Source organism: Pseudomonas poae, assembly GCA_028869255.1.
In the GTDB taxonomy this organism is placed as follows: Bacteria; Pseudomonadota; Gammaproteobacteria; order Pseudomonadales; family Pseudomonadaceae; genus Aquipseudomonas; species Aquipseudomonas poae_C.
The window spans coordinates 1,556,130-1,572,791 of sequence record CP110972.1; the positions used below are offsets into that span (position 1 = coordinate 1,556,130).

Annotated in this window: 14 protein-coding genes and 2 pseudogenes; 5 read left to right on the plus strand and 11 right to left on the minus strand. The window is 61.9% G+C overall.

From position 1 onward, the window contains the following. Positions 1-110: 110 nt before the first annotated feature. The 4 genes and pseudogenes from LRS56_07255 to LRS56_07270 all read left to right on the plus strand — a co-directional run bounded on the left by LRS56_07255 (position 111) and on the right by LRS56_07270 (position 4,259). Positions 111-638 (plus strand): sigma-70 family RNA polymerase sigma factor, encoded by a 528-nt coding sequence (locus LRS56_07255; GenBank protein ID WDU65703.1) that lies wholly within the window; start codon positions 111-113, stop codon positions 636-638. A 120-nt stretch (positions 639-758) separates the two neighbouring features. After that, positions 759-2,096: a SidA/IucD/PvdA family monooxygenase gene (locus LRS56_07260; GenBank protein ID WDU64285.1), complete on the plus strand. Its 1,338-nt coding sequence runs from the start codon at positions 759-761 to the stop codon at positions 2,094-2,096. Between the two features lie 65 nt (positions 2,097-2,161). Beyond that, positions 2,162-3,381: pseudogene (locus LRS56_07265) on the plus strand (putative DNA modification/repair radical SAM protein). Continuing rightward, a complete protein-coding gene (locus LRS56_07270) occupies positions 3,378-4,259 on the plus strand; it encodes a TIGR03915 family putative DNA repair protein (protein WDU64286.1) in 882 nt (293 codons plus the stop codon). The pseudogene LRS56_07265 and the gene LRS56_07270 overlap by 4 nt, the downstream one beginning before the upstream one ends. Positions 4,260-4,325: 66 nt before the next feature. On the opposite strand, the gene LRS56_07275 is transcribed toward LRS56_07270, so the two are convergent. From LRS56_07275 to LRS56_07305, 7 genes are all read right to left on the minus strand, one after another. Then, positions 4,326-4,823: an Lrp/AsnC family transcriptional regulator gene (locus tag LRS56_07275; GenBank protein ID WDU64287.1), complete on the minus strand. Its 498-nt coding sequence runs from the start codon at positions 4,821-4,823 to the stop codon at positions 4,326-4,328. 5 nt (positions 4,824-4,828) lie between these two features. Further along, positions 4,829-5,659 (minus strand): ATP-binding cassette domain-containing protein, encoded by an 831-nt coding sequence (locus LRS56_07280; protein ID WDU64288.1) that lies wholly within the window; start codon positions 5,657-5,659, stop codon positions 4,829-4,831. 3 nt (positions 5,660-5,662) lie between these two features. Then, positions 5,663-6,376, minus strand: coding sequence for an ABC transporter permease (locus LRS56_07285; protein WDU64289.1), 714 nt, complete (start codon positions 6,374-6,376; stop codon positions 5,663-5,665). Continuing rightward, entirely contained in the window at positions 6,373-7,074 is a 702-nt protein-coding gene (locus tag LRS56_07290; GenBank protein WDU64290.1) for an ABC transporter permease, read from the minus strand. Before LRS56_07290 ends, LRS56_07285 begins: the two co-directional genes overlap by 4 nt. Positions 7,075-7,198: 124 nt before the next feature. Beyond that, positions 7,199-7,978 carry an ABC transporter substrate-binding protein gene (locus LRS56_07295; GenBank protein WDU64291.1) on the minus strand — a complete coding sequence of 260 codons (780 nt, stop codon included), beginning with the start codon at positions 7,976-7,978 and terminating at the stop codon, positions 7,199-7,201. A 449-nt stretch (positions 7,979-8,427) separates the two neighbouring features. After that, entirely contained in the window at positions 8,428-9,474 is a 1,047-nt protein-coding gene (locus tag LRS56_07300) for an ornithine cyclodeaminase (GenBank protein WDU64292.1), read from the minus strand. A gap of 11 nt (positions 9,475-9,485) precedes the next feature. Then, entirely contained in the window at positions 9,486-10,412 is a 927-nt protein-coding gene (locus LRS56_07305; GenBank protein WDU64293.1) for an arginine deiminase-related protein, read from the minus strand. Between the two features lie 276 nt (positions 10,413-10,688). On the opposite strand from LRS56_07305, the pseudogene LRS56_07310 reads away from it, so the two are divergent. Continuing rightward, positions 10,689-11,583 (plus strand): annotated as a pseudogene (locus tag LRS56_07310) (GNAT family acetyltransferase). A gap of 135 nt (positions 11,584-11,718) precedes the next feature. On the opposite strand, the gene LRS56_07315 reads toward LRS56_07310, so the two are convergent. From LRS56_07315 to LRS56_07330, 4 genes are all read right to left on the minus strand, one after another. Next, complete coding sequence (locus LRS56_07315) at positions 11,719-12,738, minus strand: branched-chain amino acid aminotransferase (GenBank protein ID WDU64294.1); 1,020 nt, start codon at positions 12,736-12,738, stop codon at positions 11,719-11,721. A gap of 226 nt (positions 12,739-12,964) precedes the next feature. After that, positions 12,965-14,344: a dihydrolipoyl dehydrogenase gene (gene lpdA, locus LRS56_07320; protein WDU64295.1), complete on the minus strand. Its 1,380-nt coding sequence runs from the start codon at positions 14,342-14,344 to the stop codon at positions 12,965-12,967. Positions 14,345-14,348: 4 nt separating this feature from the next. Next, positions 14,349-15,602, minus strand: a complete 1,254-nt coding sequence (locus tag LRS56_07325) for a dihydrolipoamide acetyltransferase family protein (GenBank protein ID WDU64296.1) — start codon at positions 15,600-15,602, stop codon at positions 14,349-14,351. Continuing rightward, on the minus strand, positions 15,603-16,661 hold the full coding sequence (locus LRS56_07330; GenBank protein WDU64297.1) for an alpha-ketoacid dehydrogenase subunit beta: 1,059 nt from the start codon (positions 16,659-16,661) through the stop codon (positions 15,603-15,605). It lies immediately after the preceding gene. Position 16,662: the final 1 nt, after the last annotated feature.

Consider the following 16,662-nt stretch of genomic DNA (forward strand, 5'->3'; position numbering starts at 1 on the left):
AGGTCCCTTGAAGAAAAAATATCGTCCGTTGATGCAAGTCTGCTTTAAAAGTAGATGAGAATTACTATAAATTGCACACACCCAAACTGCCATTACTGAATACGTTGTCTATTTGCACTCAAGGACCTAATGCCGCCACCCGGCGGTCGGGAGTCATGTTGGAAAACTACTATCGCGAGCTGGTGTGTTTCCTCAACGCCAAGCTGGGCAACCGTCAGGTGGCCGAGGATGTGGTGCATGACGCTTATGTCCGGGTGCTGGAACGTTCCAGCGACACCCCGATCGAACAACCCCGCGCCTTCTTGTACCGCACCGCGCTGAACCTGGTGATCGACGGTCACCGGCGCAACGCCTTGCGCCAGGTCGAGCCTTTGGACGTGCTGGACGCCGAAGAGCGTTTTGCCACCTGTTCGCCCCACACCAGCCACGACCACGGCCAGCGCCTGGAAATGCTCGAACGCGCCCTGTCCGAGCTGCCGCAGGCGTGTCGCGACAGCTTTCTGCTGCGCAAACTCGAAGGGTTGACCCACCTGCAAATCGCCGAGCGCCTGAACATTTCCCGTGCGCTGGTGGAAAAACACATCGTCAACGCGATGAAGCACTGCCGGGTGCGGATGCGCGAGTGGGAAGCCTACTGATCATCGATCAGTTAAATTTTATTTCACTGTCCTCGTTTCCTATCAACACACGGCCTGTTGTTCAGGCTTTGAAGGTATTCCCGCCCCGACCGCCAAGGGGCTTATCCAGAGGACACTGGAATGACACAGGCAATTGCTTCGCCCGCGGTTCACGACCTGATCGGTATCGGTTTTGGCCCTTCGAACCTGGCGCTGGCCATCGCCCTGCAGGAGCGTGAAAAGGCCCAGGGCAAACTGGACGTGCTGTTTCTCGACAAACAGGCCGACTACCGCTGGCACGGCAATACCCTGGTGACCCAGAGCGAACTGCAGATTTCGTTCCTCAAGGACCTGGTGACCCTGCGCAACCCCACCAGCCCTTATTCGTTCGTCAATTACCTGAAAGCCCACGACCGCCTGGTGGACTTTATCAACCTGGGCACCTTCTACCCGTGCCGCATGGAGTACAACGACTACCTGCGCTGGGTCGCCGGGCAGTTCCAGGCCCAGGCGCGCTACGGCGAAGAAGTGCTGGCGATCGAGCCGATCCTGCACCAGCAACAGGTCGAGGCGCTGCGTGTGATCTCGCGTGATGCGGTGGGCGAGCAGCATGTGCGCACCACCCGTTCGGTGGTGGTCAGCGCCGGCGGCACGCCCCGTGTGCCAGAAGCGTTCAAGGCGCTCAAGGACGACGGCCGGGTGTTCCACCATTCCCAATACCTGGCGCGCATGGCCCAGCAGCCGTGTGTTGAAGGCAAAGCGATGCGCATCGCGATCATCGGCGGTGGCCAGAGCGCGGCCGAAGCCTTTATCGACCTGAATGACAGCTTCCCGTCGGTGCAGGTCGACATGATCCTGCGCGGTTCGGCGCTAAAGCCCGCCGATGACAGCCCGTTCGTCAACGAAGTGTTCTCGCCGGCCTTTACCGACCTGGTGTTCCAGCAGGTGGGCGCCGAACGTGAACGCCTGGTTGCCGAGTACCAGAACACCAACTATTCGGTGGTGGACCTGGACCTGATCGAACGCATCTACGGGATTTTCTACCGCCAGAAAGTCTCCGGCATCGCCCGCCAGGCATTTCGCACCATGACCGTGGTCGAGAAGGCCGCCCCGGGCCCGCTGGGCATCGAACTGGTGCTGCGCAACAACGCCAGCGGCGAAACCAGCGTCAATCACTACGACGCAGTGATCCTGGCCACCGGCTATGAGCGCCAGATGCACCGCGAGCTGCTGGCACCGCTGGAAACCTATATGGGCGACTTCGAAGTGAGCCGCGACTACCGCATCGTCACCGATGAGCGCTGCCAGGCCGGCATCTACATCCAGGGCTTCAGCCAGGCCAGCCACGGCTTGAGCGACACCTTGCTGTCGGTGCTGCCGATTCGCGCCGATGAGATTGCGGCGTCGTTGTATACACTGGACCGCGGGCGTGGCAAGGGGCGTTCGGTGCAGGACCTGTTGCTGGCTACCGCCAGCTGACCAACTGCGCTTGTGACCGGGAGGGTTGGCTGATACTGTACAAAAACCAGTATCGGTAGCCCTCCATGCAGTTGATCGAAAAACTCAGCATCCTCGCCGACGCCGCCAAGTACGACGCGTCCTGCGCCAGCAGTGGCGCGCCCAAGCGCAGCTCCGAGGGCAAGACGGGGCTGGGTTCCACCGACGGCATGGGCATCTGCCACAGCTACACCCCGGACGGCCGTTGCGTGTCGCTGCTCAAGGTGTTGCTCACCAACTTCTGTCTTTACGACTGCCAGTATTGCGTCAACCGCCGCTCCAGCGACGTGCCCCGGGCACGCTTCAGCCCGGAGGAGGTGGTGAGCCTGACCCTGGATTTCTACCGACGCAATTGCGTCAGCGGGTTGTTTCTCAGCTCCGGCATCATTCGGTCGCCCGACTACACCATGGAGCAACTTGTTCGGGTGGCAAAGCTTTTGCGCGAAGAGCATGACTTTCGCGGCTATATCCACCTCAAGACCATTCCCGAGGCCGACCCGGCGCTGATCGCCGAGGCCGGGCGTTATGCGGATCGGTTGAGCGTGAATATCGAATTGCCCACCGATGCCAGCCTGCAAACCCTGGCGCCGGAGAAGCAGATCGGCTCGATCAAGCACGCCATGCACACCATCTACACCGGCGAACAGACGGTACTCAACGAGCCCCGCGCCCCGCGTTTCGCCCCGGCTGGGCAGAGCACGCAAATGATCGTTGGCGCCGACGACACCGACGACAGCACCATCCTGCACGGCGCCGAGGCGTTATATGGCAACTTCAAACTGCGCCGCGTGTATTACTCGGCGTTCAGCCCCATCCCCAACAGCCCGAAAAGCGTGCCGCTGGCCGCGCCGCCGCTGATGCGCGAGCACCGCTTGTACCAGGCGGACTTCCTGCTGCGCAGTTACGGTTTCAGCGCCAACGAGCTGTTCGAAGGCCCCGGCCACCTGGCCCTGGATATCGACCCCAAGCTGGCCTGGGCCCTGGAACACCGCGAGGTGTTCCCCTGGACCTTAATCGCGCCGAACCGACCTTGATCGCACGCATCCCTGGGATCGGCCTGCGCACCACCCAACGGCTGGTGGACCTGCGCCGTGAGCGCAAGATCCGTTTCGAAGACCTGGCGCGCATGCGCTGCGTGTTGGCCAAGGCCAAGCCGTTTTTCATCACCAGCGACTACCACCCGCAACAGGCCGAGAGCACCAGCGTTCTGCTGCGTGAGCAACTGCGTGACCGCCCGCAGCCGCAACAGATGGGGTTGTGGGGATGATCAGCCTGGAATGCGACAACCTGTTCGGCACCTGGCGCGAACAGGCGCGCTGGCTGCTCAGCCATCAGGTCGACCCCAGCCAGGTGAGTTGGGGCGAAGCGGAAGTGGCGGACCTGTTTGCCACTGATGAGCCGATCCCGGCGCAACTTGGCCCGTTCCAGGCGCGAATTCCCAAGGCATTGCTGGAACTGCTGGAGTCGGCCGCCTGTTATCACGGTGATCAGCGCTGGAGCCTGTTGTACGAGGTGTTGTGGCGCGTCAGCCATGGTGACCGCACCGCAATGCTGGCGGGGGACAAGCTGGGCAGTGAGTTGCAGCGGCGGATCAAGCAGGTCAGCCGTGAGGCCCACCACCTGCATGCGTTTGTGCGGTTTATTGCGTTGCCGGCAGGGGCGGGGCCCGAGCTGCCGGAGTATGTGGCCTGGCATGAACCGGCCCACGACATTCTCAAAAGCGCCAGCCAGCATTTCATCGGGCGCATGGGGCGCCATCGCTGGATGATCGCCACGCCGCTGGACGGGGTTTATTACGATGGCGAACAGTTGATTCATCAACGCCAGTGCCCCGAGGCGTGGCAGCAACTGGCGCAAAATGTCGAAGACCCGCACAGCGCCATGTGGTTGACTTACTACAGTCACATCTTCAACCCGGCGCGCTTGAACCCCAAGGTGATGGAAGGGCACTTGCCCAGCCGGTTCTGGAAGAATTTGCCGGAGGGCAAGTTGATTCCGGGGTTGATCAGTGAGGCGCGTACGGGCAAGCAGCGGGATGGGCAGGCGAGGCTGATTGGGGCCAAGGCCGGTAAAAGAATTACGAACCCGATCAATGTGGGAGCTGGCTTGCCTGCGATCACGGTGGGCCAGTCAAATCAAGGTTGACTGATACACCGCTATCGCAGGCAAGCCAGCTCCCACATTTGATCTACGGTGTTTGTATAAATGGAGTCAGGCCAGCTCTGTGGCAGTGTTTTTAACGACCGCCAACTCCGGATGCGCCACCAACTTATCAATGTGCAATTCGTCGTTGTTCAGCCAGGTCTCCGTCAGCACCCGGTAGTGCTCCATATCGCGACAGCGCATGCGCAGGCTGTAGTCGAACGGCCCGCTGATCAGCTGGCATTCGAACACCTGGGGGCAAGCTTTGATGCATGCCTCGAAGGCCTTCTGCGCCGAGCGCCCGCTTTGATTGGACAAGGCCACCAGCACCAGCAGCGACAGCCCCGGCGACACCATCTGCACATCAATGATCGCCCCATACCCACGGATCACCCCGCGTCGCTCCAGCTTGCGCACCCGTTCCAGGCAGGGCCTGGGGGTCAGGTGCACCAGTGACGAGAGTTTTTCGTAAGTGATACGCCCTTGGTGCCGCAGCACGTCGATGATCGCCTCATCGATGCGGTCCAGCGCAGGGGAAGAATGGGGTCCGTTGGCCTTGGTATCCATGGGTTTCACTTCAAACGGTTGGAAAGAAATTGCTGCAAGCGCTCGCTGTTGGGGTGGTCAAGAATCTCGGCGCCGCCTTGTTCCTCGACTCGGCCCTGATGCAAGAACAGCACTTGGCTGGACACCTGGCGGGCAAAGCCCATCTCGTGGGTGACCATCAGCATGGTACGACCTTCCTCGGCCAACGTCTGTATGACTTTGAGGACTTCTCCTACAAGCTCTGGGTCGAGCGCAGACGTCGGTTCATCGAACAGAATAATTTCCGGCTCCATCGCCAGCGCCCTTGCAATGGCCACGCGCTGTTGTTGGCCACCGGAAAGAAACGCCGGGTATTGGTCCGCTACACGGCCGGGCAGGCCGACCTTGTCCAGGTACAGGCGGGCGCGTTTTTGCGCCTCGGCCGCGCTTATGCCCAGCACCCGGCGCGGGGCCATGGTGATGTTTTCCAGCACGGTCATGTGGCTCCACAGGTTGAAGTGCTGGAACACCATGGCCAGGCGCGTGCGCAGGTTTTGCAGTTGCACCTGGTGCGGTGCGCGGGTGCCGGCGCGGCCTTGCTGCATTTGGATGCTGATGCCGTCCAGGGTGATGACCCCGGCATCGGGCTGTTCGAGAAAGTTGATGCAGCGCAGCATCGTGCTTTTGCCCGAGCCGCTGGCGCCGATCAGGCTGATCACATCGCCATTACGTGCATTCAGGGACACACCCTTGAGCACTTCGTGTTCGCCGTAGCGTTTGTGAATACCTTCGACCTGGAGCTTGATGGCGGCGGTGGCTGCCCTTGCAACCGGTGCATCTACAGGATAAGCGGCCAGGGCCTGCGCGGACTGATTCATGGGTTAGCCTCGGGTAGGAACAAGAAAACGCATCCAGCGACGTTCGGCCAGTCGAAACAGGCCCACCAGTGCAAAGGACAGCAGCATGTAGAGCAGGGCGGCGATACCGAAAGCCTGGAACGTCAGGAACGTTTCGGCGTTGGCGTCGCGGGCGACCTTGAGGATGTCGGCGACGGTGGCGGTAAACGCCAGCGACGTGGCGTGCAGCATCAGGATCATTTCATTGCTGTAGGCCGGCAGCGCACGGCGCAACGCAGCGGGCACTACCACAAACAGGTTGAGCCGCCAGCCGTGCAGGCCATAGGCACGCGCCGCTTCGATTTCGCCATGGGGAATATTGCGGATCGCCCCGGCGAAGATTTCCACGGTGTAGGCGCAGGTGTTGAGCACAAACGCCAGCAGGGTGCAGTTGAGCGCGTTGCGGAAAAACTGGTTGAGCAGCGCGTTGTCCTGCACCACTTCCAGGCTGTACAGCCCGGTGTAGCAAATCAGCAACTGGATATACAGCGGCGTGCCCCGGAACAGGTAGGTGTAGAGCTCCACCGGCCAGCGCAGCCAGAAGTGCTCCGAGACTCGGGCCAGTGCCAGCGGGATCGACAGCACGAAGCCGAACACCACCGAAATAATGAACAGCCACAGGGTCATCGCCACCCCGGACAAGCCCACGCCGTCGCTGAACAGGTAGGCCAGGCCGTATTGCTGGAACAGTTCGATCATCGCACGATCCCCCTGATGCCGAGGTTGTAGCGCCGTTCGAGGCGCTTGAAGATGCGGTTGGAGAGGGTGGTGATCACCAGGTAGACCAGGCCCGCGAGGATCAGGAAGTACAGGGGCTCGTTGGTGGTCTTGCCGGCGTTCTGCGCGGCTTTGACCAGGTCCGACAGGCCGATGATCGACACCAGCGCCGTGGACTTGAGCAGCACCAGCCAGTTATTGCCCAGACCCGGCAGGGCAAAGCGCATCAACTGCGGGAACAGCACCAGGTGAAACCGCTGCCAGCGGCTCAGACCGTACGCGGTGGCGGCTTCGAGCTGGCCGACCGGCACGCTGAGGATCGCGCCACGGAAGTTTTCGGTGAAATACGCGCCGTAGATAAAGCCCAGGGTGATCACCCCGGCGGTAAACGGGTCGATTTCAAAGTAGTCCCAGCCGAGCACGTCGCTCAAGTCGTTGAGCCACAGTTGCAGGCTGTAGAAAATCAGCAGGATCAGCACCAGGTCCGGCACGCTGCGGATCAGCGTGGTGTACAGCGTGGCCGGCACCCGCAGCCATTTGGCGCTGGAGAGCTTGGCACCGGCGGCGATCAGGCCCAGGGAGAGGCTCAGGGCCAGCGCGAGGAACGCCAGCTTGAGCGTCATCCAGGCACCCTGGGCCAGCATCGGGCCGTAGCCTTGCAGGTTGAGGAGGTCGTTCATCGTGGAGTCTCTAAAGGGGCACAGACATTCCCCTGTGGGAGCGGGCTTGCTCGCGAAGGCGGTGTGTCATACACACATTCTGCGACTGGCATACCGCGTTCGCGAGCAAGCCCGCTCCCACAGGTTACTCGTTGTAGATATCCTGATCGCCGAAGTACTTTTTCTGGATCTGCGCGTAGGTGCCGTCGGCCTGGACGGCGGCGATGCCCTTGTTGATCAGTGCGCGCAGTTCCTGGTCGTTCTTGCGCAGGCCCATGGCGATGTCCAGTGGCAGGGTCGGGTCCTTGAAGGCCGGGCCGGTCTTGAAGTCGGCGCCTTCAGGCTTGGACAGGAAGTTGAGCTGGGCTTCGAGCTTGTCGGTCAGGGTGGCGTCGAGGCGGCCGTTTTGCAGGTCGGCGTAGTTTTGTTCCTGGGACTGGTAAGCCTTGATCTGCGCGCCGAGTTTGGCCAGGTGCGCACGCGCATAGGCTTCTTGCAGTGAGCCTTGCAGCACGCCTACTTGCTTGCCTTTCAGCGATTCTGGGGTGTCGCCGAAGTCGGCGCTTTTGCGGGTGATCACCGAGGTCGGGCTGAGGAACAGACGGTCGGTGAAATCGATGACTTTCTCACGTGCCGGGGTCACGGCCATGGAAGACATGATCGCGTCGAACTTGCGGGCGCGCAGGGCGGGGATCATGCCGTCGAATTCGTTGTGCACCCAGGTGCATTTGACTTCAAGCTTGGCGCAGATCGCATTGCCCAACTCGATATCGAAGCCTTGCAGGCTGCCGTCGGCGGCCACGGATTCGAAGGGGGGGTACTCGGGGAACACGCCGAAGCGGATTTCTTTCCACTCCTGGGCGTGAGCGGCGCCAGCGCACAGTGGCAACAGCAATGCAGCGAAGAGTGATCGCAGTGGAGTCATCTGTCAGTCCCTATATTTTGTAATTGATGTCAGGGCAGTAAAAAGCGTGATGCAAAGTCTTGTTTTTGGTTGAGCGCGCCTTGTGTGGCAAGCCAGCTCATGTGGCGAGCGGACTTGCCCGCGTTGGGCTGCGCAGCAGCCCCAAACCTGTTGGCTCTTTATTCCCTGTTAGAACGCAGCGCTCTCGGGTGGGGCCCCTTCGTGGCCCAACGCGGGCAAGCCCGCTCGCTACAACAAGCCCGCTCGCCACACGCCCAAGAGGCTGTTTCGGCGCACAGAGAATGCTTCATGATGGTGCGTTTTTTGTGTCGTTTACCCGGTGCATAAAGCGCGAATTGCGCTGTTAAAAAGCGCAATGCAGCGGAATCGGCTGCTGCACCCGCTAAATCGGCTTTCTACCTGTGAAATTCCGGCCTGCCCTGGGCGCAAAGCGGCAGGCCAGAGCGGTCTCAGGCGCGCTTTTTGTGCTGTACACGCGGCTGTTGGGCCAGGCGTGCAAACAGGTCTTTCGGGTCGGCGAGGTCGGGCACCAGTTCAAGTGTGCTGCCCACGTCCAGGGCCTGTGCCACGTCCAGCACATAGCGCAGGGCCGAGTAGTCCTCGATGGCAAAGCCCACCGAGTCGAACAGGGTGACCTGGCGCGCGTTCTCGCGGCCGGGTTGCTGGCCGTTGATCACCTGCCACAACTCGGTCACTGGCGAATCTTGCGGCAGGTGCTGGATTTCACCTTCGATGCGGCTTTGCGGTTCGTACTCGACGATCACGCGGGCGCGTTCGACGATGCGCCGGTCCAGCTCGGTCTTGCCCGGGCAGTCTCCGCCCACGGCATTGAGGTGCATGCCCGGTTCGATCATCTCGTCAGTCAGGATGGTGGCGTAGGCTTTGTCCGCCGTGACGGTAGTCACGATATCCGCACCTTTGACCGCCTCGGCTACGCTGGCGGCCAGGATCACCTTGATCGCCGGGAAGGCCTTGAGGTTGGCGGCGAGCTTGGCGGTGGCCTTGGCATCGATATCGAACAGGCGGATTTCAGTGATGCCGAGCATGGCGTGGAAGGCCAGCGCCTGGAATTCACTCTGCGAGCCGTTACCGATCAAGGCCATGCTGCGGCTGTTTTCGCGGGCCAGGTAGCGAGCCACCAAGGCCGAGGTGGCGGCGGTGCGGATCGCGGTGGTCAGGGTCATTTCCGCCAGCAGCACCGGTTTGCCGGTGTCCACATCGCCCAGGGCGCCGAAGGCCATTACGGTGAGCATGCCGGCCAGGGTGTTTTTCGGGTGGCCGTTCACGTATTTGAAGGCGTACAGCGCCGCGTCGGACACCGGCATCAGCTCGATCACGCCGTCCGGCGAATGGTTGGCCAGGCGTGCGCATTTTTCGAAATCCTGCCAGCGCAGGTAATCGGCGCGAATGTACTCGGCCATTTCGCTGATGCAGGTTTGCAGGCCTTTTTGCGAGACCAGGTAGCTGAGGTCGTTGACGTCGATATAACGGGTCATGGGAAGACTCCTTATTGAAATGAGGGACGGGCCGGCAGGTGCACTTCGGCCAGCATGCAGCGTGCGCTGCCGCCGCCGATGCGTTCGATGTTGTCGATGTTCACCACCACCGGCCGCGTATGGCGTTCCACGTGCCGGCGCTGGGCGGGTTGCAGGGCGCCCCAGGCGCTGGCGGACATCACCAGCAGCGGCTGGCCGTCACGGTCGTGGACTTCGAGCATGTTGCCGGCGAAGGCTTCGAGCTGGTCGAAGTCAAGGCCGAGGATGTCCTTTCCGGTGTCGCGCAGGGAGCGTTCCAGGGCCTGGCGCTCGTTGGCATCGGGCAGGGCTTGCAGGCACACCACCGAGAGGTCGCGGCCGACGCTCATCATCACGTTGCTGTGGTAGATCGGCGCGTGATCCCGGTCGACGGCGTGGAACACGCACAGCCGGTAGTCGAGGCGTTCGGCGAACTGGCGCAGGGCGTCATGGTGGGTGCGCCCGGAGTGGCAGGCGTAGCTGATGCGGTGTTGGCGGTCGAGCACCATGCTGCCGGTGCCTTCGAGGAAGATGTTCTGTTGTTCGAGGTGGCTCAGGTCGATGGTGCTGTTGATCGCAAAGCGTTGCTCCAGCACTTGCAGCACGCCCTTGTTGCGTTCCAGTCGTCGGTTCTGGCCTTCCATCGGGTACAGCACCAGGCTGCCGTCGGCGTGGCTGCTCCACCAGTTATTGGGGAAGATCGAATCCGGGGTGTGGGGCGCCGGGGTGTCCTGCACCACCAGCACTTGCACGCCATGTCGGCGCAGGGTGTCGACATAGCCGTCGAACTCTTCCAGCGCTTTGTGCTGCGCGCTGAGCGGGTCGAGGGGCGGGCGTTGAAAGCGGTTGTTGATCGCGGTGTCCGGGTTGAAGGCAAAGCGCGCCGGGCGAATCATCAGGACGGTGTTGGTGGTTTGCATGGGTGCACGGGTCCATGGGGTTGAGCTGTGGGGCTATTTTGTGCGTTGTGGTGGGGCAATCCCGGCTGATATCGCGGGGCGGTTCAGCCGGGAAAGCTGAAAAAGGGGGTGGGGCAGCCGAATCGGCTGCTGAACTGAAATGCGGTCAAACTGTGGGAGCTGGCTTGCCTGCGATGGCGGACTAGATGCCCTGACTGACAGACCGCTATCGCAGGCAAGCCAGCTCCCACATTAGTATGGTGGCGGTCGTGACACCCGAGCCAGGAAGGAGAATGCATGTCTACCGCTGTTCGTCTTGCCCAAACCACCGATGCCGAGGGCATCAGCCAGGTCATCCTGGCGGCGCTGCACAGTAGCAATGTGCAGGATTACCCGGCCGAAGTGATTGCGCGGGTGGCCAGCAACTTCACGCCCGAGGCGGTGCTGGAACTGCTCAAGCGCCGCCTGGTGCTGGTGGCGATCCAGGACCAGGTGGTGGTCGCCACGGCGGCCCTCGACGGCAATGTGGTGCGCTCGGTGTTCGTCAATCCGACGCTGCAAGGGCGGGGGATTGGTCGGCTGCTGATGATTGAAGTCGAGTTGCGCGCCCGTGAGGCCGGGGTGACGGTACTGAGTGTGCCGTCCTCGCTGACGGCGGAACCGTTCTATACCAGGCTGGGGTTTCATACCGTGCGCGACGTCTACCATGGCAACGAGCGCACGCTGGTGATGGAGAAGGCGCTGCTGTCCCGGCATCCCATCGGGCCGTATCGCGACCGCCAGCACCGTGCGCAAGTCGTGGCCTTATGGCAGCAAGCCTTTGGCTACGACACGGCCCATAACCTGCCAACGCTGGCGATTGATAAAAAAGCTGGCCGTCAACGACGGGCTGTTTTTCGTGGCGACCGACAAAAAAACCGTGATCGGGACGATTCTTGCCGGCTACGACGGCCATCGTGGCTGGCTGTATTCAGTGGCGGTGCACACGGACTATCGGCGCCATGGCCTGGGTTCCTCGCTGGTGCGGTATGCGGAACAGGCACTGACGGCGTTGGGCTGCATGAAGATCAACCTGCAGATCACCAGCGGCAATGAGGCGGTGGCGGGGTTCTATGAGGCGTTGGGGTATGGGGTGGAGGCGAGGATCAGCATGGGCAAGAAGATTGGGGTGAATATTCCCAAGCAATTTTGAAAACGCAGGAAATCCAATGTGGGAGCTGGCTTGCCTGCGATAGCGGTGGACCAGTCAACTTATTCAGCAACTGATACACCGCTATCGCAGGCAAGCCAGCTCCCACAGGGTTTTGTGGTGTTGCTGGTGTTGTGGTTAGACCTTGACGATCCAGCCCGCTGGCGCTTCAACGTCGCCGGTTTGCACGCCGGTCAGCTCTTTGTAGAGCTTCTGGGTGATCGGGCCGACTTCGGTTTCGCTGTGGAATACATGCAGTTGGCCGTTGTACTGGATGCCGCCGATCGGCGAGATCACCGCAGCAGTCCCGCAGGCACCGGCTTCCTTGAACTGGTCCAGTTTGTCGATGAACACTTCGCCCTCGACCACTTCCAGGCCCAGGCGGGTCTGGGCCAGTTCAATCAGCGACAGGCGGGTGATGCCTGGCAGCACCGAAGGCGACTTCGGCGTGATGAACTTATTGTCGTGGGTGATCCCGAAGAAGTTGGCCGAGCCGACTTCTTCGATTTTCGAGTGGGTCATCGGGTCCAGATAGATTGCGTCGGCGAAACCGGATTTCTTCGCTTCGGAACCCGGCATCAGGCTGGCCGCGTAGTTGCCACCGACCTTGGCGGCACCGGTGCCTTGTGGCGCGGCGCGGTCGAAGGTGGAGATCTGGAAGTTATGCGGCACCAGGCCACCTTTGAAGTAGGCACCGACCGGGATCGCGAACACCGAGAAGATGAACTCCGGCGCGGTACGCACACCGATGTTGTCACCGGTGCCGATCACGAACGGGCGCAGGTACAGCGCGCCGCCGCTGCCGTAGGGCGGGATGAACCGCTCGTTGGCCTTGACCACTTGCTTGCAGGCTTCAATGAAGTCTTCGGTCGACACATGCGGCATCAGCAGGCGTGCGCAGCTGCGTTGCATGCGGGCGGCGTTCTGGTCCGGGCGGAACAGGTTGATCGAACCGTCCTTGCAACGATAGGCCTTGAGGCCCTCAAAGCACTGCTGGCCATAGTGCAGGGCAGTCGAGCCCTCGCTGATGTGCAGCACGTTATCGTCGGTCAGGGTGCCTGCTTGCCACTCGCCGTTTTTCCAGACTTGGAGAAACCGTTTGTCGGTCTTGATGTAGTCAAAACCCAGCTTGTCCCAATTGATGCTTTCGTTACCCATGACACCCTCTATCTCTGGTCAACCGCCTGGTCGAAGGCAGGCTTGTCGGTTTTTTTTCTGGATGGGCGCAACAATACTTCATTCTTGGCCGGTGTGGGAGCGGGTGGGCGGACCATTCACCCTGTGTATTGGCTGATCCGCCGCTATCGCAGGCAAGCCAGCTCCCACATTTTGGAATGCATTCTCCTGTGGGAGCTGGCTTGCCTGCGATGGCCTCACCACGGTTTTACAGATGCAGCGCGTGACCCAATGCTCTCAATGCTGCTTCCTGCACGGCTTCGCCGAGCGTCGGATGGGCATGGATGGTGCCCGCCACGTCTTCCAGGCGTACGCCCATTTCCAGGCTCAGGCCGAAGGCGGTGGACAGTTCCGACACGCCCGCGCCTACCGCTTGCCAGCCGACGATCAGGTGGTTGTCACGCCGCGCCACTACCCGCACGAAGCCGGTTTTCGACTCCAGGGTCATGGCCCGGCCGTTGGCCGCGAACGGGAAACTCGACACGATGCAGTCCAGGCCGGCCGCCTTGGCGTCATCGGGCGTGTTGCCGACCACCACCAGTTCCGGGTCGGTAAAGCACACTGCCGGGATGGCCGCCGGGTTGAACTCACGGGATTTGCCGCTGATCAGTTCGGCGACCATTTCGCCCTGCGCCATGGCCCGGTGCGCCAACATCGGCTCGCCGCTCACGTCGCCGATCGCCCACACATTGCGCATGCTGGTCTGGCACTGGTGGTCGATCTTGATCGCCGAACCGTTCATCGCAAGGTTCAGCGCTTCAAGGTTCCAGCCCTGGGTATTGGGTTTGCGACCAACGGCCACCAGTACCTGGTCGGTTTCCAGCGACAAGGTCTCGCCATTCGGGTCGCGTACTTGCAGTTGGTTATCTGCAAAACCAGTGACGCTGTGCTTGAGGTACAGCTTCACGCCCAATTGCTTGAGGGATTCACTCACCGGCTGGGTCAGCTCGGCGTCGTAGGCCGGCAGGATGCGGTCCTGCGCCTCGACCACACTGACCTCGGCGCCGAGCTTGCGGTAGGCAATCCCCAGCTCCAGGCCAATGTAGCCGCCGCCGACCACAATCAGCCGCTTGGGCACCCGGGTTGGCGCCAGCGCTTCAGTGGAGGAGATGATCGGCCCGCCAATCGGCAGCATCGGCAGGTTGACGCTTTTCGAGCCGGTGGCCAGCAGCAGGTGTTCACACTGGATGCGCTGGCCGCCGACGTCGACCGTCTTGCCATCGACCATGTTGGCCCAACCGTGGATGACCTGCACTTTGTGCTTCTTCAACAGCGCGGCGACGCCAGTGGTCAGGCGGTCGACGATGCCGTCTTTCCACTCCACGCTTTTGCGGATATCCAGCGTGGGTACATCCACTTCGATGCCCAACTGCGAGCCCTGGCTATGGTGCACGGTTTGCTGGAACTGTTCGGCCACATGGATCAAGGCTTTTGATGGAATGCAGCCGATGTTCAGGCAGGTGCCGCCCAGCGCCTGGCCTTCGACCAGAATGGTCGGGATGCCCAGCTGGCCGGCGCGAATCGCCGCCACATAGCCGCCAGGCCCGCCGCCGATAATCAGCAGGGTGGTGTTTAATGTCTGCGTCATGCCCTTACTCCAGGAACAGGCTGGCGGGTTGTTCGAGCAGGCCGCGAATGGCCTGGATGAATTGCGCCGCGTCCATGCCGTCGACCACGCGGTGATCGAAGGAGCTGGAGAGGTTCATCATCTTGCGGATCACGATCTGGCCCTTGATCACCATCGGCCGCTCAACGATGCGGTTGACGCCGACTATCGCGACTTCCGGCAGGTTCAGCACCGGGGTGCTGACGATCCCGCCCAGCGCACCGAGGCTGGTCAGGGTGATGGTCGAGCCTGACAGCTCGTCGCGGCTGGCCTTGCCATTGCGCGCAGCCGTGGCCAAACGTGCGATTTCCTCGGCATTGCCCCACAGGCTACGGGCTTCGGCATGCCGCACCACTGGCACCATCAGGCCCACGTCGCTTTGGGTGGCGACCCCCACATGCACCGCGCCAAAGCGGGTGATGACCTGGTTTTCGTCGTCGTAACGCGCGTTGATCTGCGGGAAATCGCGCAACGCCACGACCATGGCGCGCACGATAAACGGCAGCAGGGTCAGCTTGCCGCGTGCAGCGCCGTGCTTCTCATTGAGGTGCACACGCAGCTCGTCGAGGGCTGTGACGTCGATTTCTTCCACATAGCTGAAATGCGCAGCACGGCGGGTGGCGTCCTGCATGCGCTGGGCGATCTTGCGGCGCATGCCGATCACCGGGATCTGTTCCTCGGTGTTGCGCTCGGCGTAGGGGTTGGCGCCTGTGGAAGGTTTGGCCGCGCCTTGTTGCAGGTAGGCGTCGAGGTCTTCGTGCAGAATCCGGCCCGCCGGGCCCGTGCCCTGCACCAGGCGCAACTGAATGCCCGCATCCAGGGCGTGCTTGCGCACGGCGGGGGAGGCCAGGGGGCGTTCGTCGGCCTCGCGGGCGACGGGTGCCGCAGCGGGTTTCACGACGGGCTTACTCTCAACCACGGGGGCCGGCTTGGCCTCAACGACGGGCGCAGCCTTGGCGGCCTCCTGCACCACTGGCGCATCCTTGGCGTTACCGGCGCCTTCCACTTCAATACTGATCAAAATACTGCCCACGGCCATGACTTCACCCGGCTCGCCGCCGAGGGAAATCACCTTGCCGTGCACCGGCGAGGGAATGTCCACCATCGCCTTGTCGGTCATCACATCCGCCAGCACCTGGTCTTCTACCACCAGGTCGCCGACCTTCACGTGCCATACCGACAGTTCAACTTCCGCGATGCCTTCGCCAATGTCCGGCATCTTGATAACGTGCGTGCCCATTCAGACCTCCATAACCCGTTTCAACGCCGCGCCCACTCGGGACGGCCCTGGGAAATACGCCCACTCCTGCGCGTGCGGGTAGGGCGTGTCCCAACCGGTCACGCGTTCGATCGGCGCTTCCAGGTGGTGGAAGCAATGCTCTTGCACCAGCGACACCAACTCGGCACCAAAGCCGCAGGTGCGGGTGGCTTCATGCACCACCACGCAACGGCCGGTCTTTTTCACCGATTTGACGATGGTTTCCAGGTCCAGCGGCCACAGGCTGCGCAGGTCGATGACTTCGGCGTCGATGCCGGTTTCTTCGGCGGCAACTTGCGACACATACACCGTGGTGCCGTAGGTCAGCACGGTCACAGCCGAGCCCGGGCGCACGATGGCGGCCACGTCCAGCGGCACGGTGTAGTAACCGTCCGGCACTTGCGCTTGCGGGTGTTTCGACCACGGGGTTACCGGGCGGTCGTGATGGCCATCGAACGGGCCGTTGTACAGGCGTTTTGGCTCGAGGAAGATCACCGGGTCGTCGTTTTCAATCGAGGCGATCAGCAGGCCCTTGGCGTCATACGGGTTGGACGGCATCACGGTGCGCAGGCCGCAGACTTGGGTGAACACCGCTTCGATGCTCTGGCTGTGGGTCTGGCCGCCATAAATGCCGCCGCCGCAGGGCATGCGCATGGTCAGCGGCGCGGTGAACTGGCCGGCCGAACGATAACGCAGGCGCGCCGCTTCGGAGATGATCTGGTCGGTGGCGGGGTAGACGTAGTCGGCGAACTGGATTTCCGCCACCGGGCGCAGGCCATAGGCACCCATGCCGACCGCGACGCCGACGATGCCGCTTTCCGAGATCGGCGCGTCGAATACCCGCGAGCTGCCGTATTTGGTCTGCAAGCCTTCGGTGCAACGGAACACGCCGCCGAAGTAGCCGACGTCCTGGCCGAACACCACCACATTGTCGTCACGTTCGAGCATCACATCCATGGCCGAGCGCAGGGCCTGGATCATGGTCATGGTGGTGGTGGTCATGGCGGTTTCCAATTCGATACTGCTGTTGTGATCGTTCATG